A 25,718-nucleotide genomic window follows, 5' to 3' on the forward strand; every position below is an offset into this window, starting at 1 on the left:
CACGGCGGCGGGGCCGGCCGCGGCGGCGCGCAGCTGGGCGGCCGCCGACGCGGCGGCGCGGCGCAGCGTGTCGACGGCCTCGTCCTGCCCGACCAGGTCGGCGAAGACGTCCGGCATCAGGTGGGGTGCTCCATGGTCACCAGCTCCGCGTCGGATAACTCCGGCTGGACCGTGGTGTCCGGCCCCTGCGCCGGGCGGGGGTGCACGATGGCGGCCGGGTCGACCAGGAATTCCTCGACCCGCCGGGCCACCGCGTCGGCGATCTCCTCGACCGGGCGGGACGCGTCGAGCACCAGGTAGCGCTTCGGGTCGGCGGCGGCCAGGTCGAGGAAGGCGTACCGGACCCGCTCGTGGAAGGCGACCGACTCGGTCTCCAGCCGGTCGGCGCCGGCGTTGCGCGACTCGACCCGGGACAGCCCGGTGTGCGGGTCCACGTCGAGGAGCACCACCAGGTCCGGCTTGAGCCCGCCGGTGGCCCACGAGGAGAGCCAGGAGACCTCCTGCACCGGCAGCGTACGACCGGCGCCCTGGTACGCCAGGGACGAGTCGACGTACCGGTCGCTGATCACCACCGCGCCCCGGACCAGCGCCGGACGGACCACGGTGGCGACGTGGTGCGCCCGGTCCGCGGCGTAGAGCAGCGCCTCGGCGCGGGGCGACGGCGCCTCCGCGCCGGCGTTGTCCAGCACCAGCGAGCGGATCCGCTCGCCGACACCGGTGGCGCCCGGCTCGCGGGTCACCACCACGTCCCGGCCCCGCTCGCGCAGCCGCTCGGCGAGCGCGCGGAGCTGGGTGGACTTGCCGGCGCCCTCGCCGCCCTCGAAGACCACGAAGAGGCCGCTGGAGACGAAGGGCTCGGCCGGCATCAGCGGACGGCCCCGGATCGAGCCCCAGAGGTCGGCCAGGACCGGCACGCCCTTCTTGTCGTCCATCTGACCGAAGGCGCTGATCCCGGCGAAGATGCCGGCGGCGCCGGCGGCGAGCAGCAGCAGCCGGGTCGAGGAGACGGAGACGCCCAGGTCGGCGATGGTCAGCTTGCGCGAACCGCCGACGCCCACCAGGAGGCTGCTCAGTGCGATGGCCAGGATCAGCACCAGCCGGGTGCCGATCTGCACCACGGCGAAGACCCGGCCGCGCACCTCGTCGGCGACCTCGCCACCGAGCAGCGTGGTGCCGGCGAGGAAGGCCATGCCGGCGCCCGCGCCGACCAGGATCGCGCCGAGGATGGCCATGGACAGGTGGATGGCGAAGGCGAGCACCAGCACGGAGGCGCTGGCCAGCACGATGCTCATGCCGAACCAGCGGCGCCGGGACATGTCCCGGACGATCATCGGGCCGAGCCCGATGCCGACGGCCAGGCCGATGAAGATGGCGCCGAAGAGCATGTAGAAGGCGGCGTCACCGGCACCGAGCGAGGCGGCGAAGAACTTGGCCGTGCCGATGACGATGCCGCCGCCGGCGAACGCGCCGAAGATGCCGAGCACCAGGCCGCGGACCAGCGGAGTCTGCTTGATGAACTGCCAGCCCTCGGTGAACTGGCTCATCATGCTCTGCTCGGTGCGTTCCCGCTCGCCGGCCTGCGCCCGGCTGATCTCCTTGATGCCGAACGCCACCACCAGCGCGGTGGCCAGCCGGGAGAAGGAGTTGAACCAGAGCGCGAGCTGGGCGGGCTCCGCCCAGCCGGGGATCCCCCCGTCGACGAGGCCCCGGACGCTGCGGTCGAGCACCGCCAGGCCGATCGCGGCGGCGACCGGGGTCAGGCCGTACGTGGTGATCAGGGTGAGCTGGTTGGCGGTCTCCAGCCGGGCCCGCGGGATCAGGTTCGGGACCGCGGCCTCCTTGGCCGGGATCCAGAGCAGGGTGATCGTCTCGATCAGGAAGGTGGCGACGGCTGCCCAGCTGACCACCACCCCGCCGCTGGCGCCGGTCAGCGCGAGCAGCGGAATCGAGGCGAAGAGCAGGAAGCGCAGCAGGTCGCAGATGACCATCGTCCAGCGCCGGTCGAACCGATCGGCGAAGACGCCGGCCACCGGGCCGAGCACCAGCGCCGGCAGCAGCCGGACGGCGATCAGGCTGCCGAAGGCAGCGCCCTTCGCGGTGCTGCCGGAGACCTGCGCGGCGGCGAAGACCGACGTGGCGAGCAGGCCGAGCCAGTCGCCGAAGGAGGCCGCGCCGAGCACGATCCAGAGCCGGCGGAACGGCCGGATGCGCAGCACCGAGCGGATCGCGGCGGCGCCGGACCGGTCGGCCTGGCTACCGGGCGACGACACGCCGGGCGACTCGCCGTTCTTCTGGCTTTCGATGGCCGTACCTCCACGTGCCGGCCCAGAGCTGGGCATCCCCGGTGGAACACTCTAGTCCCGGTGGGGAACGACCCCACCCGCGACATTCGCCTGCTCGCCGAGCGTAGGCCGCCGACACCACCGGCCGCAGCCCGGACAGACGCGAGGGTATTTCGCATTGACGCCCAGACAGTTAGCGTGCAGACGTGGCCACCGAAAGTGACAAACTTCGCGACCGCCTGGACCGGGCGACCGCGCACCTCGACCCGCCGTACGCCGTGGTCGACCTCGCCGCCTTCGACGCGAACGCGACCGCGCTGGCCGACCGGGCCGGCGGGAAGCCGGTCCGGGTCGCCAGCAAGTCGGTGCGCGCCCGGGACCTGCTGACCCGGGCGCTGGGCCGGCCCGGCTGGCAGGGGGTGATGGCATTCACCTGCCCGAGGCGATCTGGCTGGCCCGGGCCGGCGTCTCGACCGACGTGCTGGTGGCGTATCCCACCGCGGACCGGGGCGGCCTCGCCGAGCTGGCGGCCGACCCGGCGCTCGCCGACGCGGTGACGCTGATGGTGGACGGCACCGAACAGCTCGACCTGGTCGACGAGGTGTGCCCGCCCGGGCGCCGGCCGGCGCTGCGGGTCTGCCTCGACCTGGACGCCTCCTGGCGACCACTGGGCGGGCGGGTGCACGTCGGGGTCCGCCGCTCCCCGGTGCACAGCGCCCGGGCCGCCGGCGCCCTCGCCGCCGCCGTCGCCGGCCGGCCGGGCTTCCGGCTGGTCGGCCTGATGTCGTACGAGGCGCAGATCGCCGGCCTCGGCGACGCGCCCCCCGGACAGGCCCTGCTGGGCACGGCGATCCGGGTCGCCCAGCGCGGGTCGTACCGCGAGCTGCTGGCCCGGCGCGCGGCGGCGGTCGCCGCGGTCCGCGACCACGCCGACCTGGAATTCGTCAACGGCGGCGGCACCGGCAGCGTGGCCGCGACCAGCGCCGATCCCGTGGTCACCGAGGTCACCGCGGGATCGGGCCTGTACGGGCCGACGCTCTTCGACGCCTACCGTGCCTGGCGGCCCACCCCGGCGGCCTTCTTCGCCTGCGCGGTGGTCCGCGGCCGGCACCCGGCCTGGCGACGGTGCTCGGCGGCGGTTGGATCGCCTCCGGCCCCGCCGCCGACAGCCGGCTGCCCCGCCCGTGGCTGCCGGCGGGGCTGAAGCTGCTCGGCCCCGAGGGGGCCGGCGAGGTGCAGACCCCGCTGGCCGGCCCGGCGGCGGCCGGCCTGCGGGTCGGCGACCGGGTCTGGTTCCGGCACGCGAAGGCCGGCGAGCTCTGCGAGCACGTCAACGAACTGCACCTGGTGGACGGCGACGCGCTGGTCGCGACCGTCCCCACGTACCGGGGCGAGGGCCGGGCGTTCCTCTGAACTGCCACCCGGCCCTCGGTGCCGGTCGTGCCACCCGGCGCACCCCGGGCGAGTTCCGTTGCTGTTCCCGCCCCGGTCGCACCCCGGACGGGTTGCCGTCGAGCCACCCGGTCGCACCCGGACTCTGCGCTGGCCGCCGGCCGACGCACCACGGATCGGCGGCGCCGTGCTCAGTTCGGCTGAGTGGCCTCGCTCCGGGCGTCGACCTGGCGGTGCAGGTACTCCCGGATCAGCGCCTTGGCCTCGGCCAGCACCCGCTCGTCGCCCTCGGGGACGCGACGGAACGCCAGCTTGATCAAGGAGTCGGCGGCCTCCACCGCGATCTCCAGGTGGAACCGGAGATCGGGCGCGTCGAGGCCGAAACGCTCGGTCAGCACCCGGGCCAACTGGTCGGCGATCACGCCGTTGTTGTCCCGCTGCTCATCGAGCAGGTGCAGGTCGACCACGTCGCCGAAGTGCAGGGTACGGAATCCGGGGACCGTGCGGTGCATCGTGATGTACTCGTCGATCCCCGCGTCGACGCCGTCCCACCAGTGGGTCAGGTCGTCGGAGGCGAACCGCTCGTCGAGCCGCTGGAGGTAGGACTCCATCGTGCGCAGGGTCAACGCCTGCACGATCGCCCGCTTGTCCGGAAAGAACTGGTAGACCGACCCGATCGCCACCTCGGCGCGCTCGGCGAGCAGGGTCGTGGTCAGTCCCTCGTACCCCACCTCGTCGACGAGCTCGGCGCAGGCGTCCAGCATTCGCTGGACCCGCGCGACACTTCGACCCTGCACCGGTACGCGGCGCAGCGGCCCGGTCGTGGCGGCTGGTGTGGACACTCGCCACCCCCCTTCGACGGATGAACATATCTGCACGTCACTGGACTGTGACTACCGGTACAACGAACGGGGCTCGATTGCGGTATTTACCAGGCACAACGTTCCTGATATGAAGTCAGTTCATATTCATTTCGAGGAGCGTCCATGCCCGGTACGCCACCCACCTGGTCCAACTGGGCCGGCAACCAGCACAGCACGGCCACCGCCATCCTGCGCCCTCGGAGCGTCGAGCACATCGCCGAGGCGGTCCGGTCCGCGGCCGCGGCGGGCCGACGGATCCGGGCGGTGGGCAGCGGCCACTCGTTCACCGGCGCCACCCTCACCGACGGGGACCGCCTCGAACTGGCCGAACTGGACACCGGCGTCACCGTCGACACCGCCCGGCGGCTGGTCACCGTGCCGGCCGGGATGACCCTGCACGCCCTCAACGACCTGCTCGCCCGGCACGGCCTGGCGCTGCCCAACCTCGGCGACATCGACGCCCAGACCGTCGCCGGCGCGCTCTCCACCGGCACCCACGGCACCGGCGCCCGCCTCGGCTGCCTGTCCACCTTCGTCACGGCGTTGACCCTGGTCACCGGCACCGGCGAGGTGCTGCGCTGCTCCGCCGACGAGCACCGGGACGTCTTCGCCGCCGCCCGGGTCGGCCTCGGCGCCGTCGGCGTCCTGGCCGAGGTCACCCTGCGCTGCGTCGACGCCTTCGTGCTCCGCGCGCACGAGCGCCCGGCGCCGCTGGACGCGGTGCTCGCCGAACTGCCGGCCCTCATCGATGGGCACGACCACGCCGAGTTCTACTGGTTCCCGTACACCTCCCGGGTGCAGGTCAAGACCAACGACCGGGTGCCGGCCGACGACCGGCCGCTGCCCCGGTGGCGCGGCTGGCTGGACGACGAGTTCCTGGCCAACACCGTGTTCGCCGGCGCCTGCCGGCTCGGCCGCGCCGTGCCGGCGCTGGCCCCGGGCATCAGCGCGGTCTCCGCCCGGGCGCTCACCGAACGCACCTACACCGGCCGCTCCGACCAGGTCTTCTGCACCCCGCGCCGGGTCCGCTTCGTGGAGATGGAGTACGCCCTGCCGCGCGCCGTCCTGCCCACCGCGCTCGACGCGCTCCGGCGGATCATCGACGGGCTCCCGTTCAAGGTGCTCTTCCCCGTCGAGGTCCGCTTCACCGCCGCCGACGACATCTGGCTGTCCCACGGGTACGGCCGCGACTCCGCGTACGTCGCCATCCACCAGTACGTCGGGGCGCCCTACGAGCCGTATTTCCGGGCGTTCGAGGAGGTGGCCACCGAACTGGGCGGTCGCCCGCACTGGGGCAAGCTGCACTGGCGCGCCGCGGCCGACCTCGCCCCCGCCTACCCCAGGTTCGCGGACTTCCTCGCCGTCCGCGACCGCCTGGACCCCGACCGCCGCTTCGCCAACGACTACCTCGACCGGGTCCTCGGCGACGGCGCTCCGCCGCCCGGCGCCACCAGCTGATCCGGGCCGGCGCCGAGGGCCCGGACGTAGTCGAGCACCCGCTCGTACGCCGCCCGGTAGTCGTCCCGCACGCCCGCCGCGGTGGCGGGGTCGGCCAGCGCCGCGGTGAGATCGACCAGCCGGAGGTCCGGTGCGAGGTCGGTCCAGGTGGGCAGCGCCTCCATCCGGGTCACCGTCCAGCGCCCGGGGGCGGTCTCGGTGAAGGTCGCCCGGGCCATCACACCCTCGCGGTTGTCGTCGACCGGCTCGGCATGCCGGGCCAGCTCGTTCCCCATCCCGAAGACCACCCACTTGTCGCCGAAGCGCTGGAACGGCTGCACCGCGTGGGCGTGGTGCCCCAGGATGAGGTCCACGTCGGGCGAGGAGATCAACTGCTGCGCCCAGGCCCGCTGGTCGGCGTCCGGCAGGTGCTGGTACTCCGTACCCCAGTGCAGGCTGAGCACGACGATGTCGGCGCCGGCGGCCCGCGCCCGGTGGGCGGCGGCGAGGATCTCGGGCGGGTCGATGAGGTTGGCCAGCCACGGCTGGCCCGGTGGGCGGCTCAGCCCGTTGAAGTTCAGGCTGTAGGCCAGGTGGGCGATGCGGACGTCGCCCACCCGGTAGATCCGCGGCGTGGCGGCTTCGGCGGCGCTCCGGGCGCTGCCGGTGTGGCCCAGCCCGGCGGCGTCGAGCGCCCGGACCGTCCGGGCCACCCCGTCGGCGCCCTGGTCGAGGGTGTGGTTGGAGGCGGTGGAACAGCCGTCGAAGCCGGCGGAGCGCACCCCGTCGAGGACCTGCGGGGGCGCGTTGAACGACGGATAACCGGAGAACGGGCCGCCGGCATCGGCCAGCGGCGTCTCCAGGTGGCACAGCGCGAGGTCGGCTCCGGCGACCGCCGGGGCGACCCCGGCGAACATCGGGGCGAAGTCCAGAGCACCCGGCCGTCCGGTCCGGTCGGCGTCCCGGCGCGCCTGGGCGGTCACCTCCGGATGGACCAGCACGTCGCCCGCGGCGACGACCCGCACCACCCGCCGGCCGGCGGGATCCCCGGCCGGCACGGGCGACGACCCGGGGGCGAGGGTCTGCCGGTGGACCGGTGACTCGATGGTGTCCGCCGGCGCGGGTCCGCCCGCGTCCACCGCCCGGAAACCGACCACGGCGGCGGCGAGCAGCAGCGCTCCCGCCAGCGCGCCGAGCAGCACCCGGCGGCGCGTGGCGACGGCGACGGCGACGAACATTCCCTCACGTTAGGGAGCAGCCATCAGCGCCCTACGGCCAAACCGGGCATGTCAGCCGTTAGGGACAGCGGCCGGCGACCGTCACTCCTCGACGGGGCTGGCGGCGGCTGCCTTCTTCGGCGCCGCCTTCCTGGCCGGGGCCTTCTTCGCCGCGGTCGCCTTGGCGGTGGTGGTCTTCTTGGCGGCCGTCGACTTGGCGGCCGCGGCGGTCTTCTTCGCCGCGGTCTTCTTGGCCGGGGCGGCCTTCTTCGCCGCCGCCTTCTTCTTCGGCGCCGGCCCTTGGCCCGCTTCTCCGCGAGCATCTCGGAGGCCTCTTCCAGGGTCAGCGCCTCCGGGGTCTGGGCCCGCCGCAGGGACGCGTTGGTCTCCCCGTCAGTGACGTACGGCCCGAACCGGCCGTCCTTGATGACCAGCGGCTTCTCGGTGAGCGGGTCGTTGCCCATCTCGCGCAGCGGGGGCGCCGCCGCCCGACGCTGGCCCTTCTTCGGGGCGGCCAGCAGGGCCAGGGCCTCGTCCAGCGTGACGGTGAACATCTTCTCTTCCGAGTCCAGCGAGCGGAACTCGTCACCGCGCTTGACGTACGGGCCGTAGCGGCCGTTGTTGGCGAAGACCTCCACGCCGTCCGAGGCGACGCCGACCAGCCGGGGCAGGCTGAGCAGCTTCAGCGCCTCGTCGAGGGTGAGCGAGTCCGGCGTCTGCGAGCGCAGCAGCGACGACTTCCGCTCGCCGCTGGCCACGTACGGGCCGAACCGGCCGGACTTGAGCAGGATCGGCTCGCCGGTCGTCGGGTCGTCGCCGAGCTTGCGCTCGCCGCCGCCGCCGAGGAAGAGCTCGTGCACCTTCTCCGGGGTCAGCTCGTCGGGGGCCAGCCCCTCGGGGATCGGGGCCCGGTCGCCCTGGCCGCCGCCCTCCTCGCCCTCCGCCGGGGCCGCCGGCTGCTCGCCGGGCACCGCCCGCTGGAGGTACGGCCCGTACCGGCCGACCCGGACGACGACCTCACGCCCCTCGTCGTCGGTGAAGAGCGGGATCGAGTTGACGCTGCGCGCGTCGATCTCGCTGAGGTTCTCGGTGACCAGCTTCTTGAGTCCGCCCGCGTGGGCGATGGCCCGATCGCCGGTGCCGTTGGTGCTGCCGAAGTAGAAGGAGGTGAGGAAGTCGACGGCGGCGTGCTCCCCGCCGGCGATCTCGTCCAGCTCGTTCTCCATGCTGGCGGTGAAGTCGTAGTCGATCAGGCGCGGGTAGTGCCGCTCCAGCAGCCCGATCACCGCGAACGCCAGGAAGGTGGGGATCATCGCCTGGCCGCGCTTGGTCACGTAGCCGCGGTCCTGGATGGTCTGCATGATCGACGCGTACGTCGACGGGCGGCCGATGCCCAGCTCCTCCAGCGCCTTGACCAGGGACGCCTCGGTGTAGCGCGACGGCGGCTGGGTGTGGTGCCCCTGCGCGGCCAGCTCCTCAGCGGTCAGCGGCTGGTCCTTGACCAGGGTGGGCAGCCGGCGCTCGGCGTCCTCGGCCTCGGCGTTCTCGTCGTCGCTGGACTCGACGTAGGCGCGGAGGAAGCCCGGGTCGGTGATGGTCTTGCCGGTGGCGCCGAAGTCGGCCTCCTCGGCCGAGGAGGTGACCGCGCGGATGCGCACCGAGACGCTGGAGCCGACCGCGTCGGTCATCTGCGAGGCGATGGTGCGCCGCCAGATCAGCTCGTAGAGCTTGAACTCCTCGGCCGACAGCTCCTTGGCCACCTCGCCCGGGGTGCGGAAGTTGTCCCCCGCCGGGCGGATCGCCTCGTGCGCCTCCTGCGCGTTCTTCACCTTGCCGGTGTAGCGGCGCGGCTCCGGCGGCACGCTGCGCTCGCCGTACAGCTCGACGATCTGCCGGCGGGCCGCCGCGATGGCGGTCTCCGACAGGTTCACCGAGTCGGTACGCATGTAGGTGATGTAGCCGTTCTCGTACAGCCGCTGCGCGGTGCGCATCGTCTGCTGCGACGACAACCGCAGCTTGCGGGCCGCCTCCTGCTGCAGCGTGGAGGTGATGAACGGCGCGTACGGGCGGCGGCGGTAGGGCTTCTCCTCGACCCGGGTGACCGTGAACGGCCGCCCCGCCAGCCGGGCGGCGAGACCCCTGGCCCCGCCCTCGTCGAGGTGCACCACGCCGGCCCCGGCCCGCACCCGGCCCGTGGTCGGCTCGAAGTCCTTGCCGGTGGCGATCCGGTCGCCGTTCAGCGCGATCAGGGTGGCGTTGAAGGTGCGCGGCCCCTCGCCGGCGTTCGCGACGGCCAGCGTGGCCAGGATGTCCCAGTACTCGGCGGTGCGGAAGGCCATCCGCTGGCGCTCCCGCTCGACCACGATCCGGGTCGCCACGGACTGCACCCGGCCCGCCGAGAGCTTCGGCATGACCTTCTTCCACAGCACCGGGGAGACTTCGTAGCCGTACAGCCGGTCGAGGATGCGGCGGGCCTCCTGCGCGTCGACCAGGTCCCGGTCGATCTCGCGCGGGTTGGCCACGGCGGCCTGGATCGCCGGCTTGGTGATCTCGTGGAAGACCATCCGCTTGACCGGCACCTTGGGCTTGAGGGTCTCCACCAGGTGCCAGGCGATCGCCTCGCCCTCGCGGTCCTCATCCGTCGCCAGGAAGATCTCGTCGACCTCCTTGGCCAGCTTCACCAGCTTGCTGATCTGCTGCTTCCGGTCGGCGGAGACCACGTAGAGGGCGTGGAAGCCGTTGTCGACGTCCACCCCGAGCCGGGCCCACGGCTCACCCTTGTACTTGGCCGGCACGTCGGCGGCGTTGCGCGGGAGGTCCCGGACGTGGCCGAAGCTGGCCTCCACGACGTATCCCGGGCCGAGGTAGCCCGAGATCGTCTTGGCCTTCGCCGGTGACTCGACGATGACCAGACGGGTGGTTCCAGCGTTGCTCGGCACGTCTCTCTCCGACCTCACTCCTGCTCCATGCCCGTTTCGGGCCGTGTTGCACCGGCCGGACCACCGCCGGTCCGGATGTCCAACGTAACGCGCCGGCCGCGTTTCGGGTTTCGCGGGCGGCAAACCGGTCGGTACGTGGCGGCCGCCGGCCCGGCCACGCGGAGACTCCCGCCGGACGGCGCCACCGTACACCGCGAGTGGGGCGGGGAGCGGGCCACTGTGACGATCACGGACCCTCGGCCGAGGCGTCACCGGTCCGTTTTCCTGGACAAACCGCCGGGCGGGCGGTGTCCGAGATCGGACAGCCGACGGGGGTTGCGGGCCCGGCGCGACGGCCGCCCGGACCCCACCCCGGGCGGGCTCAGGCTGCGCCGCCGGGCCAGTCCGCCGCGGGCGCGGCGGGTGGCCGGTCACCCACCAGCTCGGCCAGCCGGGCGAGCCGCCGCCGTCCGGTGATCCGGTACGCCGGCCCGCCCGCCCCCGGGTCGAGGAGCGCCCCGGCCAGGCCGACCGCGGCCAGCGCCGCCCGCACCTGCGGCCAGCAGGACTGGTCTCCGGCGCCGAGCCGGAGCAGGAAGCCGGGTGGGTCGGCGGCCCCGGCGGCGGCGAGCCACAGCCGCAGCCGCGCCCGTTGAGGTGGAACCCGGCCGGCGGTCGCTTCCCGGCGCCACGCAACCAGGCCACCGCGAGCGGGGCCAGCGTGCTGGCGTACGCGGTGCGGACCAGGTGCCGGCCGTCCTCGGTCGGCTCCCAGCTCGCCGGCACCCCGCGCGCGGCCAGCTCGGCCACCAGCACGTGCACCCGCCAGGCGGCGTCGACCACCACCGACAGCCGGGCCGTCCCGCCCATCCGCACCACCTCCGCCGGCCCGGCGAGCAGGCCCGCCAGGTCCGCCAGGGACGGGTCGGCCGCCTCGGTGGAGAACAGCGAGAGCTGCCGGACCGGATCGGGGGAGGGTGGCGTCAGCGACACTCCGGGACCTCGTCGAAGGCCTGTTTGAGTTCGGTGGAGCTGAGCTTGCCGGTGTCCAGCGCGCTCGCGTCGTACTCCTTGTTGAGCGTCTCCACCGCGGCCCGGACCCCATCGTAGAAGGCCTTGGCCTCCCCGGTGTCCAGTCCGTCGATGGTGTCCCGGGCCCGACCGTAGGCGTCCCGGACCTTGCTCAGCGAGGCCCGGAAGCCGGCGGAGATCTCCGCGCCGTGGTCGGTCTCCGGCACCCCGGCCTGCTCGACCTTGCGGCGGGCGGTCTCGCTGGCCTGCTCGGCGCCCGCGAAGAGCCGGACCAGGTTCTCCTTGGCCTGCGCCGGGGTGGTCTGCGCGGTCATCTGCTGCTGGGTGCTGCTGGTCAGCTTGTTGATCTCGGCGCGCCACGGGGTGAGCGCCTCGCAGACCGAGGCGGCCCAGACCCGGGGGCTCGGACCGCCGCAGCCGGCGAGGACGAGGGCGAGCGTGGCCAGCACCACCGTGAGCTTTCCGGCGGTTGCCGCCCGGCGCGTACGCATGCGAAGCAGCGTACGGCCTTCCGGTGGAACTGCCACCGGTCAGGTTTCACCGATGGACGGGAGCAGGACGGTTCCCGGCCGGCGTCCGCCGACCGGGAACCGCTGCCGGCCGCCCCTCAGGCGTTGACCGGCTCCGGACGCTCCTCCTGGCTGCCCGCGCCGGCGTCGGTGCCGGTGTCCGCCATCGCGACGCCCTTGCGCTTGCTGAACACCACGGCCGCCACGATGATCAGCGCGGCGACCACGGCGAGCGTCACCCGCAGCGGGGTGTTCCGGTCGTCGCCCACGCTCCAGGCCACCACGGCCGGCGCGATCAGCAGCGAGACCAGGTTCATCACCTTGATCAGCGGGTTGATCGCCGGGCCGGCGGTGTCCTTGAACGGGTCGCCGACGGTGTCACCGATGACGGTCGCGGCGTGCGAGTCGGAGCCCTTGCCGCCGTACGCGCCGTCCTCGACCAGCTTCTTCGCGTTGTCCCAGGCGCCACCGGAGTTGGCCAGGAAGACCGCCATCAGCGTGCCCGCCCCGATCGCACCGGCCAGGTAGGACGCCAGCGCGCCCGGGCCGAGGCCGAAGCCGACCGCGATCGGCGCCAGGATGGCCAGCAGGCCGGGGGTCATCAGCTCGCGCTGCGCGTCCCGGGTGCAGATGTCGACCACCTTGCCGTACTCGGGGCGCTGGGTGCGGTCCATGATCCCGGGCAGCTCGCGGAACTGCCGGCGGACCTCCATCACGACCGCGCCGGCCGACCGCGAGACCGCGTTGATGGCCAGGCCGGAGAAGAGGAAGACCACCGCCGCGCCGATGATCAGGCCGACCAGGTTGCGCGGGTTGGCCACGTTCAGCGCGTTCAGGATCTCGGCCCCGGCGTCGCCGACCCCCGCGTCCTCGTACGAGCTGCGCAGCGTGTCGGTGTACGAGCCGAACAGCGCGGTCGCCGCGAGGACCGCGGTTGCGATCGCGATGCCCTTGGTGATCGCCTTGGTGGTGTTGCCGACCGCGTCCAGCTCGGTCAGCGTGCGCGCGCCGTGCTCGTCGATGTCGCCGGACATCTCCGCGATGCCCTGGGCGTTGTCGGAGATCGGGCCGAAGGTGTCCATCGCGACGATCACGCCGACGGTGGTGAGCAGGCCGGTACCGGCCAGCGCGACCGCGAAGAGCGAGAGCGTGATGGAGCTGCCGCCGAGCAGGAACGCGCCGAACACACCCGCGCCGATCAGCAGCGCGGAGTAGACCGCGGACTCCAGGCCGATGCTGATGCCGGCGAGGATGACGGTGGCCGCACCGGTCTGCGAGCTCTTGCCGATGTCCTGCACCGGGCGCCGGTTGGTCTCGGTGAAGTAGCCGGTCAGCGCCTGGATCGCGGCGGCCAGCACGATACCGATGATCACCGCGCCGATGGCCACCAGCCGCGGGTTCCGGTCGACGTCGATCAGGCCACCCTCCAGCTCGGCGAAGGTCGCCGGCAGGTAGGCGTAGGCGGCGATCGCCACCAGCACCGCGGAGAGCACCGCCGAGATGTAGAAGGCCCGGTTGATCGCGGTCAGGCCGTTGCGGTCGCTGGCGCGCAGCCGGGTGATGAAGACGCCGACAATCGCGACCAGCACGCCGATGGTGGAGATGATCAGCGGGAAGACCAGGCCGTCCTCGCCGAACGCGGCCCGGCCCAGGATCAGCGCGGCGACCAGGGTGACCGCGTACGACTCGAAGAGGTCGGCGGCCATACCGGCGCAGTCGCCGACGTTGTCGCCGACGTTGTCGGCGATGGTGGCGGCGTTGCGCGGGTCGTCCTCGGGGATGCCCTGCTCGACCTTGCCGACCAGGTCGGCGCCGACGTCGGCGGCCTTGGTGAAGATGCCGCCGCCGACCCGCATGAACATGGCGAGCAGCGCGGCGCCGAAGCCGAAGCCCTCCAGCACGGTCGGCGCGTCGCCCCGGAAGAGAATGACGACCAGCGCCGCACCGAAGAGGCCGAGGCCGACGGTGAGGAAGCCGACCACGCCGCCGGTCCGGAAGGCGATCTTCATGGCGCCCTCGCGGCCGCCTTCGCGCTCCCGGGCCGCCGCGGCGACCCGCAGGTTGGCGCGGGTGGCCAGCCACATGCCGGCGCCGCCGATGAACGCGCTGAACAGGGCACCCACCACGAAGAAGGCCGACCGGCCGATCTTCACCAGGGTCTGGTTGCCGTCGGTGTCGTGCACCGGCAGCAGGAAGAGCAGCACGACGGCGATCACCACGAAGATCGCCAGGGTCCGGAACTGCCGCAGCAGGTACGCCGAAGCGCCCTCCTGCACCGCCCCGGAGATCTCCTGCATGTTGGTGGTGCCCTTACCGGCTGCCAGCACGGCCTTGGTCAAGGCGGCGGCGAAGACGAGCGCCACCAGCGCGATGACCGCGGCGATGACGACGTACGTCGTGTTGGCTCCGGTAAGGGACAGTGCGCCGCCGTCGGCGGCCAAGGTCCCGGACATCTATGTCCTCCTGTACCGAACACTCGCGCCGGCCGTGGAGACGCACGGGCCGACGCCTGGATGCGAACTCGCCAGCGCGCCAACCCACCACCGCGGACCAGCGATGAACACCCATTCCCGCTGGCTGCGGGACGGGTCACTTGCTGACAACCCGGGTACTGTAGCCCTCCGCAGTGTTGGAGGTCACACCGAGGGGGCACCCTGTCTCGATGATCTTCGTGACTGTGTTACGAGGAAAAATCTGATATATGGGCCGACCAGCACGACGAGGCCGCGCTCCCGAGCGGGAACGCGGCCTGCGGGACGAACTGTCAGGTCAGCGGCCGACCGGCCACACCATCCGGACCTCGGTGCCGATGCCCTCGTCGACCGGGCGGACCTGGAGATCCTCGACGAAGCCGGCGAGCAGGGCGAAGCCGACGCCGGTGGTCAGCGCGTCCTCGCTGAGCGACTCCTTGGCCAACTCGTCCGGGGGCAGCGCGGCCAGGCCGATGCCCGCCTCGATCGGGGCCCGGTCCACCACCCGCACCGAGTACGCCCCGGAGTCCGACATCTCCACCAGCACCGGATCGTGCAGGCCGTACTGCCGGTGCAGGGCCACCGCCCGGGTGCACGCCTCACCGATGGCCAGGCGCACCTCGTCCAGCAGGTCCTCGCGTACCCCGGCCCGGCGGGCCACCGCGACGCCGACCAGGCGGGCGGTGCGCACGTGCACCGGGGCGGGCGAGAACGAGAGCTTGACGGTCGCCATCACGCGCTGGCGCCGGTCGGGTCGGCGCTGATCGCCGCGTCGACCGTGGGGTGCAGCGGGAAGACCTGGTCCAGCGCGGTGATCCGGAAGATCTTGAGCAGCGGCTCCTTGTCGCAGACCAGGGCGAACGAGCCATCCGCCGAGCGGAGCCGCTTGAGGGCCCCGACCAGCACGCCGAGCCCGGTCGAGTCGAGGAAGTCCACCCGGCCCAGGTCCACCACGACCCGGCGGGTCCCGCCGTCGATCAGTTCCAGGAGCCGTTCCCGCAGCCGCGGCGCGGTGTAGACGTCCACCTCACCGCCGACCTCGAGCACCGTGTGCTCCCCCACGGTGCGGGTCGCCAGCGACAGCTCCATCGGTCCTCCTCGTAGACTCTCCTGGGCATCTAACCATCCCGCCCACCAGACCCCTGCCGGGTCACCGGCGAAGGCTCCCCATACCCACCGCCCCGGGTTCCCAATTCCGAACACCAGTGCGAGAGTGCAGGACGTGACCTCCGCCGCCACCGTATCCGCAGGCACCGGCCCCGGGCGACCGCCGGCCGAGCTGCTGCGTCGGCTACGCGCGCGGCACACCGCCGACCCGGTCACCCACGTCGAGCGGGTGCCGGCCAGCACCGGCGAGCCGGCACCCTGGCCGCCTGGGCCCCAGCGGAACTGCGGGCGGCGTTCGCCCGCCGCGGCGTGGTCGCCCCCTGGCGGCACCAGGCCGAGGCCGCCGAGCTGGCGTACGCCGGGCAGCACGTCGTGGTGGCCACCGGCACCGCGTCCGGCAAGTCGCTGGCGTACCAGCTCCCCGCGCTGAGCACCCTGCTCGCCGACCCGCGCGCCACCGTGCTCTACCTGGCGCCGACCAAGGCGCTCGCCGCCGACCAGTTACGCGCCGTCGCCGGCCTGGAACTCGACGGGGTACGCCCCGCCTGCTACGACGGGGACACCCCGCGCGCCGAGCGGGAGTGGATCCGCCGGCACTCCCGGTTCGTGCTGACCAACCCGGACATGCTGCACCACGGCATCCTGCCCGGGCACGCCCACTGGTCCGGCTTCCTGCGCCGGCTGGCGTACGTGGTCATCGACGAGTGCCACACCTACCGCGGCGTGTTCGGCTCGCACGTGGCGCACGTGCTGCGCCGGCTGCGCCGGCAGTGCGCCCGCTTCGGTCGTACCCCCGTCTTCGTGCTGGCCTCGGCGACGTCGGGTGACCCGGCGACGGCGGCCGGGCGGCTCACCGGCCTGCCGGTGGCCGCCGTCACCGAGGACACGTCCCCGCGCGGCGGGGTGACCTTCGCGCTCTGGGAGCCGCCGCTGCTGCCTCGTGATCCCGCGTCCGAGGCCGTGGACCTCGCGCCGGTCCGGCGTTCGGCGCTGCGGGAGACCGCCGACCTGCTCGCCGACAGCGTCGCCGAGGGGGTACGCACCCTCGCCTTCATCCGCTCTCGCAAGGGCGCCGAGGTGGTCGCCGCGACCGCCCGGCGTGCCCTGGACGAAGCGGTCCCCGGGCTCGGCGACCGGGTGGCCGCCTACCGGGCCGGCTACCTGCGCGAGGAACGACGCGAGCTGGAACGGGCCCTGCTGCACGGCGACCTGCTCGGCCTCGCCTCCACCAACGCCCTCGAACTCGGCGTCGACCTGGTCGGGCTCGACGCCGTGCTGATCTGCGGCTGGCCCGGCACCCGGGCGTCGCTCTGGCAGCAGGCCGGCCGGGCGGCCGCTCCGGCGACGAGGCCCTGGCCGTGCTGGTGGCCCGGGACGACCCACTCGACACCTACCTGGTCCACCACCCGGAGGCGCTGTTCGGCCGGCCCGTCGAGGCGACCGTGCTCGACCCGGCCAACCCGTACGTCCTCGCCCCGCAGCTCGCCTGCGCCGCGGCCGAGGCCCCGCTCACCCCGGCCGACCTGGAACTGTTCGGCGACGGCGCGAAGGAGGCGGTCGACTCGCTCGTCGAGGCCGGCGCGCTGCGGCAGCGGCCCACCGGCTGGTACTGGCGGCATCGGGAACGCCCCGACGTCGACCTGCGCGGCGAGGGCGGCGCACCGGTCTGCGTGGTCGAGGCGTCCACCGGGCGGCTGCTCGGCACCGTCGACGGCGGCTCGTCGCACTTCCTCATCCACCCCGGCGCGGTCTACCTGCACCAGGGCGTCTCGTACGTGGTCGACTCGCTCGACCTGGCCGACGGGTGCGCGCTGGTGCACGCCGAGGAGCCGGACTGGTCCACCCACGCCCGCGACGTCACCTCGCTGTCGGTGGTGTCGGTCCGGTCGTACGTGGACGCCGGGCCGCTCGGGCTCTTCCTCGGCGAGGTCGACGTGACCAGCCAGGTCGTGTCGTACCAGCGCCGTCGGATCGCCTCCGGCGAGGTGATCGACACCCGGCCGCTGGACCTGCCCGCCCGGGAGCTGCGTACCGTCGCGGTCTGGTTCACGCTCTCGCCCGAGTCGCTGGCCGCCGCCGGAGTGGAGGCCGCCGACATTCCGGGTGCGCTGCACGCCGCCGAGCACGCCGCGATCGGCCTGCTGCCGCTGATGGCCACCTGCGACCGCTGGGACATCGGCGGGCTCTCCACCGCCGTGCACCCCGACACCGAAGCGCCCACCGTCTTCGTCTACGACGGCACCCCGGCGGAGCCGGTTTCGCCGAGCGGGCGTACGGGACGGCGGCGGCCTGGCTCCGCGCCACCCGCGACGCGATCGCCGAGTGCGGCTGCGAGTCGGGCTGCCCGTCCTGCGTGCAGTCCCCGAAGTGCGGCAACGGCAACAACCCGCTGTCCAAGTCCGACGCGGTGCGGGTCCTCGACGTGGTCCTCGCCAACCTGCCTTCCGAGGACGACGATCCGGCGGGCGTCGCCTCCGCACTGCCGATGTCGCCCGACGGCGACGCCCCGGTGGCGCCGGCTCCCGCCCTGCCGCGGCAGGACGAGCGGGTCCTCGACCACCCTTAGCGCGACGACCGACGCGACCTGGCCGCCTCGCGGCGTGCTCGGGGCTCGCGGGCGGGGTGATCGACTCGGCTTCGGCGATGTCGCGGTGTCCGGCGTGCCGGAAAGGGCCACCTCGCCGTTGTGGCAGCCGTCCCGGCTGACCAGGTGCGCCTGGGCGATGAAGGCGACCATCGAGGGCGGACGCTGAGGGCCCGGCTGTGCGAGACTCCGGCGTTACCCCTCGAAGGAGATCGCATGCAGCTCGACACCTTGCAGACCCAGCACCAGTTCTTCATCCGCCAGCGGATCCGGATGATGGTCAACCAGTACGAGGTCCGCGCGGTGGCGCCGGACGGTTCGGAGGGCGAGCTGCTCGCGTTCGCGCAGCAGAAGCGGCTCGCCTTCAAGGAGCAGGTGACCATCTACACCGACGACTCCAAGCAGACCCCGCTGCTCGGCTTCAAGGCCCGTCAGCGGCTCGACCTCGGCGCCACGTACGACGTGACCGACCACGCCGGCAACCCGATCGGGCTGTTCCGCAAGGACTTCGCCCAGTCGCTGCTGCGGTCGACGTGGCACGTTGAACAGGCCGGCCTGCCGCAGATCACGGGCCAGGAGCGGAGCCTGCCGGTGGCGCTGCTGCGCCGCTTCGTCGACTCGCTGTCCTGGCTGCCGTACCACTTCGACTTCGTCGCCGGGGGTCAGCCGGTGTTCTCGGTCGTCAAGAAGTGGGGCCTGCGCGACCGGTACGTGGTGGAGATCCAGAACCCGCAGATCGACCGGCGACTCGTCATCGCCATGGCGGTCGGCCTGGACGCCCTCCAGTCCCGCTGAGCCGTAATCGGTCCGGGGCGCGGCAGCTCGCCGCGCCCCGACCGACCCGGCCCGTGGGCGGCCCGGCGGGCCGACCCGGAGCGGTCAGCCTCGGATCGGGCCGGCCCGGGAGGTCGCCGTGGCGGTGCGGGTCAGCCAGGGCAACGGCGTGACCGTGACCTCCGCCGTGACCAGCACGTCCATCCCGTCGAGACGGCACGCGGAGAGCCGCGCGGCGTTCAGGCCGACCAGTTTCCCGGCCGTCCCGCAGGCCGCCGCCTCCCCTTCGAGTGCCCGGCCGGCGCCGGCGAGCGCCCCGAAGTCCGCCGCTACCCGGGCCTGCTGCCGGGCCGTCCGGGCGGCGCCGAGCGCCGCGCCGAACAGACCTACCAGGACGAACACCAGCCCCACGGCGAGCAAACAGATCGTGGCGCCGCCGCGATCCGTGTCCGCGCCGGCCCGGTTCGCCCGGGACGCGCCTACCGCCGTCACGGTCGTGGTGCCGGGGCACCGGGTTCGACGGCGGCGATCGCGGTGGCGGACACCGTGATCCGGGGCAGCCGCGCCCCCAGGGTGCGGACCGGGACGCGGACCGTGGCGGAGACGCGATCGCCGAAGACGGTGACCGCGACGTCCGCGCCGGGCGGTGCGTACCGGGCACCGGTGGCCGTTCCGTTCTCGCCCCGGGAGGCGGCGAGCGCAGCCTCCCGGGCGGCGTCCAGGCAACCGCTCCTCGTGGTCACCGCGTTGACGGCGGTGAGGCCGGTGAGCAGCAGCAGGACCAGCGCCGGCAGGCCGGCCGCCAGCTCGGCGGTGAACGAGCCACGTTCCGACCCGACGGTCCGCTGCCCGGCCGACGATCGGTGGCCGGCCGGCCGGCGCCCGGTCACTTCAGTGCCCGGTCGATGACGGCGGTGAGCGCGGACTGCACGTTGCCGGAGGTGAGCACCTTGAGCAGGATGCCGGCGAAGGCCACCGCGGCGAGCGTGCCCACGGCGTACTCGGCGGTGTTCATCCCGGCATCGCCGCGCAGGCGGGCGAGGAGTTTCCGCATCTCGTTTCCCTTCTTGTGGGTTCAGAGCACGTCGCCGAGGACGGCGACGATCACCGGCATCAGACCGGCGAGAATGAAGGCGGGCAGGAAGCAGAGCCCGAGCGGCAGCACGATGAGCACGCCCGCCCGGCGGGCCGCCGCCTCGGCCGCGGTGGATCGGTCGGCCCGCAGGTCGTCGGCGAGACGGGTGAGCGCGCCGGCCAGCGCGGCCCCGCTGTTGGACGAGCGGAGCGCGGCCGCCACCAGCCGGTCCGCATCGGGCACGGGGAGCAGTTGCGACCACGCCTCCGCCGGCTCGCCACCGAGCAGCAGTGTCCGGCCGACCTGGCCGAGCCGGTCGGCCATCGGCCCACCCAACGCCTCGGCGACCGCCAGCACCGACCGGTCGACCGGCGCTCCGGCGCGGAGGGCCGCCGCGAGCAGGTCGGCGGCGAGCGGCAGATCGGCGATCTCGCGCAGTCGCCGTCCCGGACGGCGCGCGGCTCGATCCGACGGAGCAGGCGATCCGCCGCGAGTCCGGCCAGCATCCCGACGAGCAGGCCGGCCCAGCCGCCGACGACGGTTGCGGCGGCCACACCGGCGAGCCCGGCGCCGAGCCGGGTCCGATCGGGCCACCACGCCGGCCGCCCGCTCAGCCCCGCCCTCTGACGATCGGTCCAGCCGGCGAAGACGTCGGCCTGGTCGAACGATCGGCGAGCCGGCCACGATCACAAGCAGCGCCGCCCCGACCAGGCAGGACGCCGCGAACGCCTGCCGGGGCATCAGCCAACCCGCCCCGGGGCCGCGCCGAGCCGTTCCGCCCACAACAGGCCGCCGACCTGCAGTCCGACGGCGGCGACCGCGCTGGCGCCACCGACCGGCGTGTGCAGCAGCACCGCGACGGTCGACCCCGACTGGCGTACCCGAGCCCGATGCCGCCGAGCGGCAGCGCGGCGAGCAGCCAGGCCGTGGCCCGCGCACCGGCGGCCTGGGCGGCAGCCGCGGCCAGCCCACGGTCGGCCGCCCGGGCATCGGCCTCGATTCGCTCCAGGAGTTCGGCGAGGGGAGCTCCGGTGCGGTCGGCCAGCCGCACGGCAGCCCGGGCCAGCTCGGCGACCCGCGCCGGCCCGTCCGGGCGGTCGGGGACCGAGGCTTCCGGCGACCGGGCGGGCCCACCGGGATCGGCTGCGACGCGGCGACCGGCGCTATCGGGAAGGGCCGGCGCCAGGCCGTCCACGAGCGGCGGCGGGCCGGCAACCGCAGCCCGGGTCGCGAGCGCTTCCCCAGACGTCGCCAGCACCGGGTTCAGCGCCGGCTGCGCGGGCACGGGCCCGTCGAGAGCCGCCTGCCCGGGCAACGCCTCGCCGGCCCGCGACCGCCCAGGCAACGTGTCCCCGAACGCCGATCCCCCGGCGGCCGGACCGCCGACCCCTACCGACCCCGACGCCGGAGCGCCGAGCCCTGCCGAGCCCGGCCCCGAACCCTCGAACGTCACGGAGCCCGACCCCGGACCGTCGAACGTCACGAATCCTGGCCCTGGCCGCCCGAGTGCCACCGAGCCCAACAGCGGATCCCCGAATGTCGACAACCTCGGCAGCGGACCGCGGAGCGCGGCCGTCACCGGCAACCCGGCCCGCAGGTCGGCGGCGAGGCCGCCGAGCTGGTCCAGGCTCTGCCGTCGGGCCCGCTGCGCGTGCCGTCCGGCGTGACGGCGCAGGACGGCACGCACCCCCAGCGCGCCGTAGGCCGCGAGAACAACCGCGGCCACCGGGCCGGCCAACCCACCACCGATCCCACCGCCCACCACGGCGGCCAGCAGCACCGTTCGCCTCGGCGCGGATGCCCCGATCCGCCGGGGACGGCGTCCGCCCCCAGCTGCGCCCGATCGGGCAGCCGCCCGCCGGACGAGCGTCGCGACGGGGCGGAGGTCGTCGGGAAACGCGGCTGCCGGACGACGCGGGTCCCGGCGACCGGGCGGCCTGGTCGGGAAGGACCGCCCGGCGACCCCGGCCGGGGCACCGCGACGAACCACCGCAGGCCCCGTCGACAGCCGCCCGTGGCTCGACCGACACCTGGCGACGAGGGAGGCCGGAACGTAGACGGCAATCGGCGGCGGACCACCGGGAGCCGACCGCGACGGAGCGCCGAAGACGGCGCGACGCCGAGCCCGGCCTCTTCACAGCGGCCAGGCGACCACCGCCGCGGCCGTGACCAGGAACGCGGTCACCAGCCAGGCCGGGCCGTTCACGACGGGCCCGCCGAGCCGGGCCAGACCGCGCAGAGGATCGGCGGTACGTCGACCCCGCGCTCCCGCAGCAGCGCCCCGAGCGCCCGAGCGGCGAGGCCGAGGCCACGACCACGTACCCAGGCCGGCACCACGGTCACCAGTCGCTCCGGCCCCTCGGGCACCAGCAGGCTGATCGACTCCAGCAGGCGGCCCTCGCTGCCGCGACGGACCTGGAGCAGCACCTGCAGTGCCGCCGCGACCTGAGCGTGCAGCGCGGCCCGGGGCAGACCGCCGAGCAGACCGAGCGCCTCGAGCCGGGCCGGTACGTCCGTCGGGGCGTTGGCGTGCAGCGTCCCCGCTCCACCATCATGGCCGGTGTTCAGGGCAGCGAGCAGGTCCACCACCTCGCCACCCCGGCACTCGCCCACCACCAGCCGGTCCGGGCGCATCCGTAACGCCTGCCGGACCAGGTCGCTCAGTCCCACCGCGCCCGTGCCCTCCACATTCGACGTACGCGCCTGGAGGCCGATCACGTGCGGGTGCACCGGGCGCAGTTCGGCGGCGTCCTCGACCAGCACGATTCGCTCGGTCGTCGGCACCAGCCCGAGCAGCGTGTTGAGCAGGGTGGTCTTGCCCGAACCGGTGCCCCCGGTGACCAGGTACGCCAGCCGGGCCGCCACGACGGCGGCGAGGACCGGTGCCACCGGCCGGGGCACGGTGCCCTGCCGGACCAGTTCCTCGAGGGTGAACGGCCGTTGCCGGAAGGTCCGCAGGGAGAGGTACGGCCCGTCGGTCGCCACCGGCGGCAGCACGGCGTGCAGCCGGGTGCCGTCGGGCAGTCGAGCGTCCGCGCACGGGGAGGGCGTCGTCAAGCCGGCGCCCGGCGGCCGCCGTGAGGCGCTGCGCGAGCCGGCGTACGTCCTCGACGGAGCCGATCGGTACCGCCACCTGGCGCAGCCCCTGCCCACGGTCGACCCAGACCCGGGTGCCGTTCACCAGCACGTCGGTCACCTGCGGGTCGGCCAGCAACGGAGCGAGCGGGCCGGCGCCGACCAGGTCATCGTGCACTCGGTCGGCGATGCGCAGCAGGGCGGTGTCACCGAGCACGGCGGCGCTCGGCTCGGCGCGTACGGCGGAGACGATGGCGGCGGGGGTGACCGGAGTGGCCGCGGCGGCGAACCGGCGCCGGACGCGGGCCGCCAGCTCGCCGGAGTCGAGGGGGCCGGTCATGCCGCACCGGTGGCGGGCACGCCGGTCAGCTCGCCGACGATCCGCTGGCAGAGCGCGGCGAGCGGTCCCTTCCCGCCCGCCGCGGGCGCCTCACCCCGCTCCAGCCCGCGACAGAGCCCGGGCTCGGGGCGGAGAGTGCCGGCGAGCGGCAGGTCGAGTGCCCGGGCCACCTCGGTGGCCTTCAGCCGGCCCGGGGCCGGGCCGCGCACGATCACCGCCAGGTCGGCGCAGTGCGGGGCGGCTGTGGCGACCACCCGGGCTGCGGCGGCGGTGGCCCGCAGCTCGGCCGGTACGACCACCAGGGCCCGGTCCGCCGCCTGCAACGCCACGACCGATGCGTCGTCGAGTTGCCGGGGCAGGTCGACGACCACGACGTCCCGGCCCCGGCGAGCGGCGTCGACCGTGGCGGCCATCGCCTCGGCGGGCAGATGCAGCAGGTCGCCACGATCCCAGGAGAGCACGACCAGGTCACCCCGGCTGGGCAGGGCCCGGACGAGCGAGGGTGGGTCGACCCGCCCGTCGGTGCCGGTGAGTCCGGGCCAGCGCAGGCCTTCCATCTGTTCCCAGCCGAGCACCAGGTCCAGCCCGCCGCCGAGCGGGTCGGCGTCGACCAGGAGGGTGCGCAGTCGGGCTCGGGCGGCGGTGACCGCGAGGCCGCCGGCGAGCACGCTGGCACCCGCGCCGCCCCGCCCGCCGAGCACCGCGACCATCCGTGCGGCGCCACCGCTGGCCGGGTCCAGCACGCACTCGGCGAACCGGTCGACCAGCCACGGCTCGGCGGCGGGCAGCGTGGCCACGTGCTCGGCCCCGATCAGCTCGGCGATCTCCGCGCCCGTCGAGGTGACCGGAGCGGCCCACCAGCACCGTCCGAGGCCGGCGCGGCAGCCGAGCCCGCAGGCAGGCCTGAGCCTGGTCACTGCCCACCAGCACGAGCGGCGCCGGCAGCCAGCGGGCGCGGGCTGCGGCGGGGTCGGCGGCGAGCTCGACCTCGGTGCCACCGGCTGCGGCGAGCCGGAGCAGCTCGTCGAGCAGGTCGCCGTCGGCGGTGACCAGCAGGGGAAGGCGGCGGTGCGGTGGGAGCGGGGTACGGGGCGGCATGGCGGCCTCCAGCGGTCGGGCTCGAACGTGCTGCCGTCGAGCCTGCTGACCGCCGGACCGGCCCGCCGCCTCACCTCGGTCGCCTGTGGACAAGTTTGACCGCTGTGGACAGCCCCCGGCGCTGTTTCTGATCTGCTATGGACGGACCGCCTCATGAACGTTTAACCGGGAACGCCTCCGGCGTCGGATCGCTCTCCGCGGTGCGCCACCAGTGGCGCGACGCGAGCCCGGCCAGCACGGCGCCGGCGGCGTTGACCAGCACGTCGTCGACGGAGGACACCCGGTCCAGCCGCAGCACGTACTGTGCGGTTTCGACCAGGGCCGAGCAGCCTGCCCCGAGCGCCAGGATCCGCGGCACGGACGCCAGCACCGCGAACCTCATAGGGGCGAAAAACCCTAGCGCCGCGAAGATCAGCAGGTTGCCGCCGATCCCGACGGGCCCCATCGTGAGCAGGTCCCGCAGCGGGATCAGGCTCACCCGGCCTGGGACGGTGCCGGCCCCCGGTCCCGGCATCATGGTGATCCATACGAGCGGTACCGTCCCGTAGACCAGGCCCATCTCGGCCAGCGACATCCGCCACGCCGATGTGCCACCGGTGGCACGCCGAAAGCGCGCCAGAGCCCACACCACCAGAGCAGCCAACGGCAGCCCCACCAGCATCATGAGCAGCACACCGTTCTCCGTGTCGTAGCAGCCGTGCCACCGCCCGGCCATGCACCTCGGAGCGGACATCAGAAGCGGTCGCCGCACGGCGAACGCGACGCTCGCCACGCCGATGACCGCCAGGCTCAGGAGCACGGTCCTGCGCGTGCGGCGGGTCGGTGCTGACAGGGATGCGCTGTGGTTCATGTGCCCATCTAATCGGTAGGGCTGTTGCGGTGGCGTAAGCACTCTCGATACGCCCGCAATACACACCCGCGACCAACCCGCCCGGTGTGGCGGCGCACTTAATTCGGCAGATCCGGATGGCGAGCGGCAGCTCCAGCCGTCACGCTGCGTGCCGCGCGGATCGCGGCATGTGCGTGCGTTGCCTCTGGTTACCCTCACTGAGATGAACGATGTCGAGCACCCGAGCGAGCGCCTTGTCGAACAGCGCCTGCGGAATCGGGCGATGGAAGCGCTGGAGATAGCAAGGGGGACAACGGTGTCCGAGAAATCGGCTTGGTGGAGTATGTCGAGCAGTTCTTCGACATCATCGACGACGACGGGCCGTGGCATTGGCGGGAATGGACCAGCTTCACACCACATGAGGTTCAGGCTCTCGCCGAGGTCCAGCGGCTACTCCGGGCTGCTTGCACAGCGACGCCGGACGCCCAATCCGAGGACCAGTTCATTGGCTCCGGCTGGCCGACCAGAGTCCAATGCCGCGTAGCCTAAGTTGATCATGGAGTTTGGTGGCTGAGCTTGTAGAGCCGGATCGTGGCGGGTCTGTCGTGGCGGACGCCGCCTGGTTCGTCGGGTTTCTTGACGCGGTACTGGTTGTGGCGTGCGCGTTTGACGGCGCGGGGGTAGGTGCGTTCCCGGCGGTCGGGGATCAGGAGAG

The 25,718-nt window shown here is 73.8% G+C and carries 13 protein-coding genes and 7 pseudogenes; 4 read left to right on the top strand and 16 right to left on the bottom strand.

Translation table 11 applies throughout. From position 1 onward, the window contains the following. Nucleotides 1-116 precede the first annotated feature (116 nt). Nucleotides 117-2,339, bottom strand: a complete 2,223-nt coding sequence (tmk, locus tag JNW87_RS13335; RefSeq protein ID WP_255543829.1) for a dTMP kinase — start codon at nucleotides 2,337-2,339, stop codon at nucleotides 117-119. A gap of 149 nt (nucleotides 2,340-2,488) precedes the next feature. On the opposite strand from tmk, the pseudogene JNW87_RS13340 reads away from it, so the two are divergent. Further along, nucleotides 2,489-3,695: pseudogene (locus tag JNW87_RS13340) on the top strand (amino acid deaminase/aldolase). A 170-nt stretch (nucleotides 3,696-3,865) separates the two neighbouring features. On the opposite strand, the gene JNW87_RS13345 reads toward JNW87_RS13340, so the two are convergent. Further along, nucleotides 3,866-4,438 (bottom strand): TetR/AcrR family transcriptional regulator, encoded by a 573-nt coding sequence (locus JNW87_RS13345; protein ID WP_109801717.1) that lies wholly within the window; start codon nucleotides 4,436-4,438, stop codon nucleotides 3,866-3,868. Between the two features lie 222 nt (nucleotides 4,439-4,660). Between JNW87_RS13345 and JNW87_RS13350 the strand changes: the two genes are divergently transcribed. Beyond that, nucleotides 4,661-5,995 carry a D-arabinono-1,4-lactone oxidase gene (locus JNW87_RS13350; protein ID WP_109801716.1) on the top strand — a complete coding sequence of 445 codons (1,335 nt, stop codon included), beginning with the start codon at nucleotides 4,661-4,663 and terminating at the stop codon, nucleotides 5,993-5,995. Here JNW87_RS13350 and JNW87_RS13355 read toward each other — a convergent pair. From JNW87_RS13355 to JNW87_RS13385, 7 genes and pseudogenes are all read right to left on the bottom strand, one after another. Continuing rightward, nucleotides 5,941-7,212, bottom strand: coding sequence for a CapA family protein (locus JNW87_RS13355; RefSeq protein WP_236647771.1), 1,272 nt, complete (start codon nucleotides 7,210-7,212; stop codon nucleotides 5,941-5,943). The genes JNW87_RS13350 and JNW87_RS13355 overlap by 55 nt on opposite strands. An 81-nt stretch (nucleotides 7,213-7,293) precedes the next feature. After that, nucleotides 7,294-10,130: pseudogene (topA, locus tag JNW87_RS13360) on the bottom strand (type I DNA topoisomerase). Between the two features lie 361 nt (nucleotides 10,131-10,491). Next, a pseudogene (locus JNW87_RS13365) lies at nucleotides 10,492-11,102 on the bottom strand (hypothetical protein). Further along, the gene (locus JNW87_RS13370; RefSeq protein WP_109801713.1) at nucleotides 11,093-11,632 is read right to left on the bottom strand and encodes a hypothetical protein; all 540 of its coding nucleotides are present in this window, start codon (nucleotides 11,630-11,632) and stop codon (nucleotides 11,093-11,095) included. The pseudogene JNW87_RS13365 and the gene JNW87_RS13370 overlap by 10 nt, the downstream one beginning before the upstream one ends. Before the next feature lie 116 nt (nucleotides 11,633-11,748). Further along, nucleotides 11,749-14,103, bottom strand: coding sequence for a sodium-translocating pyrophosphatase (locus JNW87_RS13375; RefSeq protein WP_109801712.1), 2,355 nt, complete (start codon nucleotides 14,101-14,103; stop codon nucleotides 11,749-11,751). Nucleotides 14,104-14,419: 316 nt separating this feature from the next. Then, a complete protein-coding gene (locus JNW87_RS13380) occupies nucleotides 14,420-14,854 on the bottom strand; it encodes an ATP-binding protein (RefSeq protein ID WP_089011583.1) in 435 nt (144 codons plus the stop codon). Next, nucleotides 14,854-15,210 (bottom strand): STAS domain-containing protein, encoded by a 357-nt coding sequence (locus JNW87_RS13385; RefSeq protein WP_109801711.1) that lies wholly within the window; start codon nucleotides 15,208-15,210, stop codon nucleotides 14,854-14,856. Before JNW87_RS13385 ends, JNW87_RS13380 begins: the two co-directional genes overlap by 1 nt. A 133-nt stretch (nucleotides 15,211-15,343) precedes the next feature. Here JNW87_RS13385 and JNW87_RS13390 point away from each other — a divergent pair. Both JNW87_RS13390 and JNW87_RS13395 read left to right on the top strand, forming a co-directional pair. Beyond that, nucleotides 15,344-17,794, top strand: a pseudogene (locus tag JNW87_RS13390) (DEAD/DEAH box helicase). Between the two features lie 234 nt (nucleotides 17,795-18,028). Continuing rightward, nucleotides 18,029-18,607: a hypothetical protein gene (locus JNW87_RS13395; RefSeq protein WP_109801709.1), complete on the top strand. Its 579-nt coding sequence runs from the start codon at nucleotides 18,029-18,031 to the stop codon at nucleotides 18,605-18,607. Between the two features lie 84 nt (nucleotides 18,608-18,691). Here the strand turns inward: JNW87_RS13395 and JNW87_RS13400 are convergent, their stop codons facing one another. The 7 genes and pseudogenes from JNW87_RS13400 to JNW87_RS13435 form a co-directional block, all read right to left on the bottom strand. Next, nucleotides 18,692-19,078, bottom strand: coding sequence for an Rv3654c family TadE-like protein (locus JNW87_RS13400; protein ID WP_109801708.1), 387 nt, complete (start codon nucleotides 19,076-19,078; stop codon nucleotides 18,692-18,694). Next, complete coding sequence (locus JNW87_RS13405; protein ID WP_109801707.1) at nucleotides 19,075-19,476, bottom strand: TadE family type IV pilus minor pilin; 402 nt, start codon at nucleotides 19,474-19,476, stop codon at nucleotides 19,075-19,077. Before JNW87_RS13405 ends, JNW87_RS13400 begins: the two co-directional genes overlap by 4 nt. Next, nucleotides 19,473-19,640 carry a DUF4244 domain-containing protein gene (locus JNW87_RS13410; RefSeq protein ID WP_076470820.1) on the bottom strand — a complete coding sequence of 56 codons (168 nt, stop codon included), beginning with the start codon at nucleotides 19,638-19,640 and terminating at the stop codon, nucleotides 19,473-19,475. The genes JNW87_RS13405 and JNW87_RS13410 overlap by 4 nt, the downstream gene beginning before the upstream one ends. A 21-nt stretch (nucleotides 19,641-19,661) precedes the next feature. Further along, nucleotides 19,662-20,402 (bottom strand): annotated as a pseudogene (locus JNW87_RS13415) (type II secretion system F family protein). A 1,461-nt stretch (nucleotides 20,403-21,863) separates the two neighbouring features. Further along, nucleotides 21,864-23,076, bottom strand: a pseudogene (locus JNW87_RS13425) (TadA family conjugal transfer-associated ATPase). Continuing rightward, a pseudogene (gene ssd, locus JNW87_RS13430) lies at nucleotides 23,073-24,174 on the bottom strand (septum site-determining protein Ssd). The pseudogenes JNW87_RS13425 and ssd overlap by 4 nt, the downstream one beginning before the upstream one ends. 151 nt (nucleotides 24,175-24,325) lie before the next feature. After that, on the bottom strand, nucleotides 24,326-24,838 hold the full coding sequence (locus JNW87_RS13435) for a VanZ family protein (protein WP_238453776.1): 513 nt from the start codon (nucleotides 24,836-24,838) through the stop codon (nucleotides 24,326-24,328). Nucleotides 24,839-25,718 lie beyond the last annotated feature (880 nt).

It is taken from the genome of Micromonospora sp. ATA51, assembly GCF_016802855.1.
Classification (GTDB): Bacteria; Actinomycetota; Actinomycetes; order Mycobacteriales; family Micromonosporaceae; genus Micromonospora; species Micromonospora sicca.

Coding starts and splice junctions, on each gene's coding strand:
- tmk (WP_255543829.1), bottom strand. CDS start 2,339: ATGCCCAGCTCTGGGCCGGCACGTGGAGGTACGGCCATCGAAAGCCAG.
- JNW87_RS13345 (WP_109801717.1), bottom strand. CDS start 4,438: ATGCTGGACGCCTGCGCCGAGCTCGTCGACGAGGTGGGGTACGAGGGA.
- JNW87_RS13350 (WP_109801716.1), top strand. CDS start 4,661: ATGCCCGGTACGCCACCCACCTGGTCCAACTGGGCCGGCAACCAGCAC.
- JNW87_RS13355 (WP_236647771.1), bottom strand. CDS start 7,212: ATGTTCGTCGCCGTCGCCGTCGCCACGCGCCGCCGGGTGCTGCTCGGC.
- JNW87_RS13370 (WP_109801713.1), bottom strand. CDS start 11,632: ATGCGTACGCGCCGGGCGGCAACCGCCGGAAAGCTCACGGTGGTGCTG.
- JNW87_RS13375 (WP_109801712.1), bottom strand. CDS start 14,103: ATGTCCGGGACCTTGGCCGCCGACGGCGGCGCACTGTCCCTTACCGGA.
- JNW87_RS13380 (WP_089011583.1), bottom strand. CDS start 14,854: ATGGCGACCGTCAAGCTCTCGTTCTCGCCCGCCCCGGTGCACGTGCGC.
- JNW87_RS13385 (WP_109801711.1), bottom strand. CDS start 15,210: ATGGAGCTGTCGCTGGCGACCCGCACCGTGGGGGAGCACACGGTGCTC.
- JNW87_RS13395 (WP_109801709.1), top strand. CDS start 18,029: ATGCAGCTCGACACCTTGCAGACCCAGCACCAGTTCTTCATCCGCCAG.
- JNW87_RS13410 (WP_076470820.1), bottom strand. CDS start 19,640: ATGCGGAAACTCCTCGCCCGCCTGCGCGGCGATGCCGGGATGAACACC.
- JNW87_RS13435 (WP_238453776.1), bottom strand. CDS start 24,838: ATGATGCTGGTGGGGCTGCCGTTGGCTGCTCTGGTGGTGTGGGCTCTG.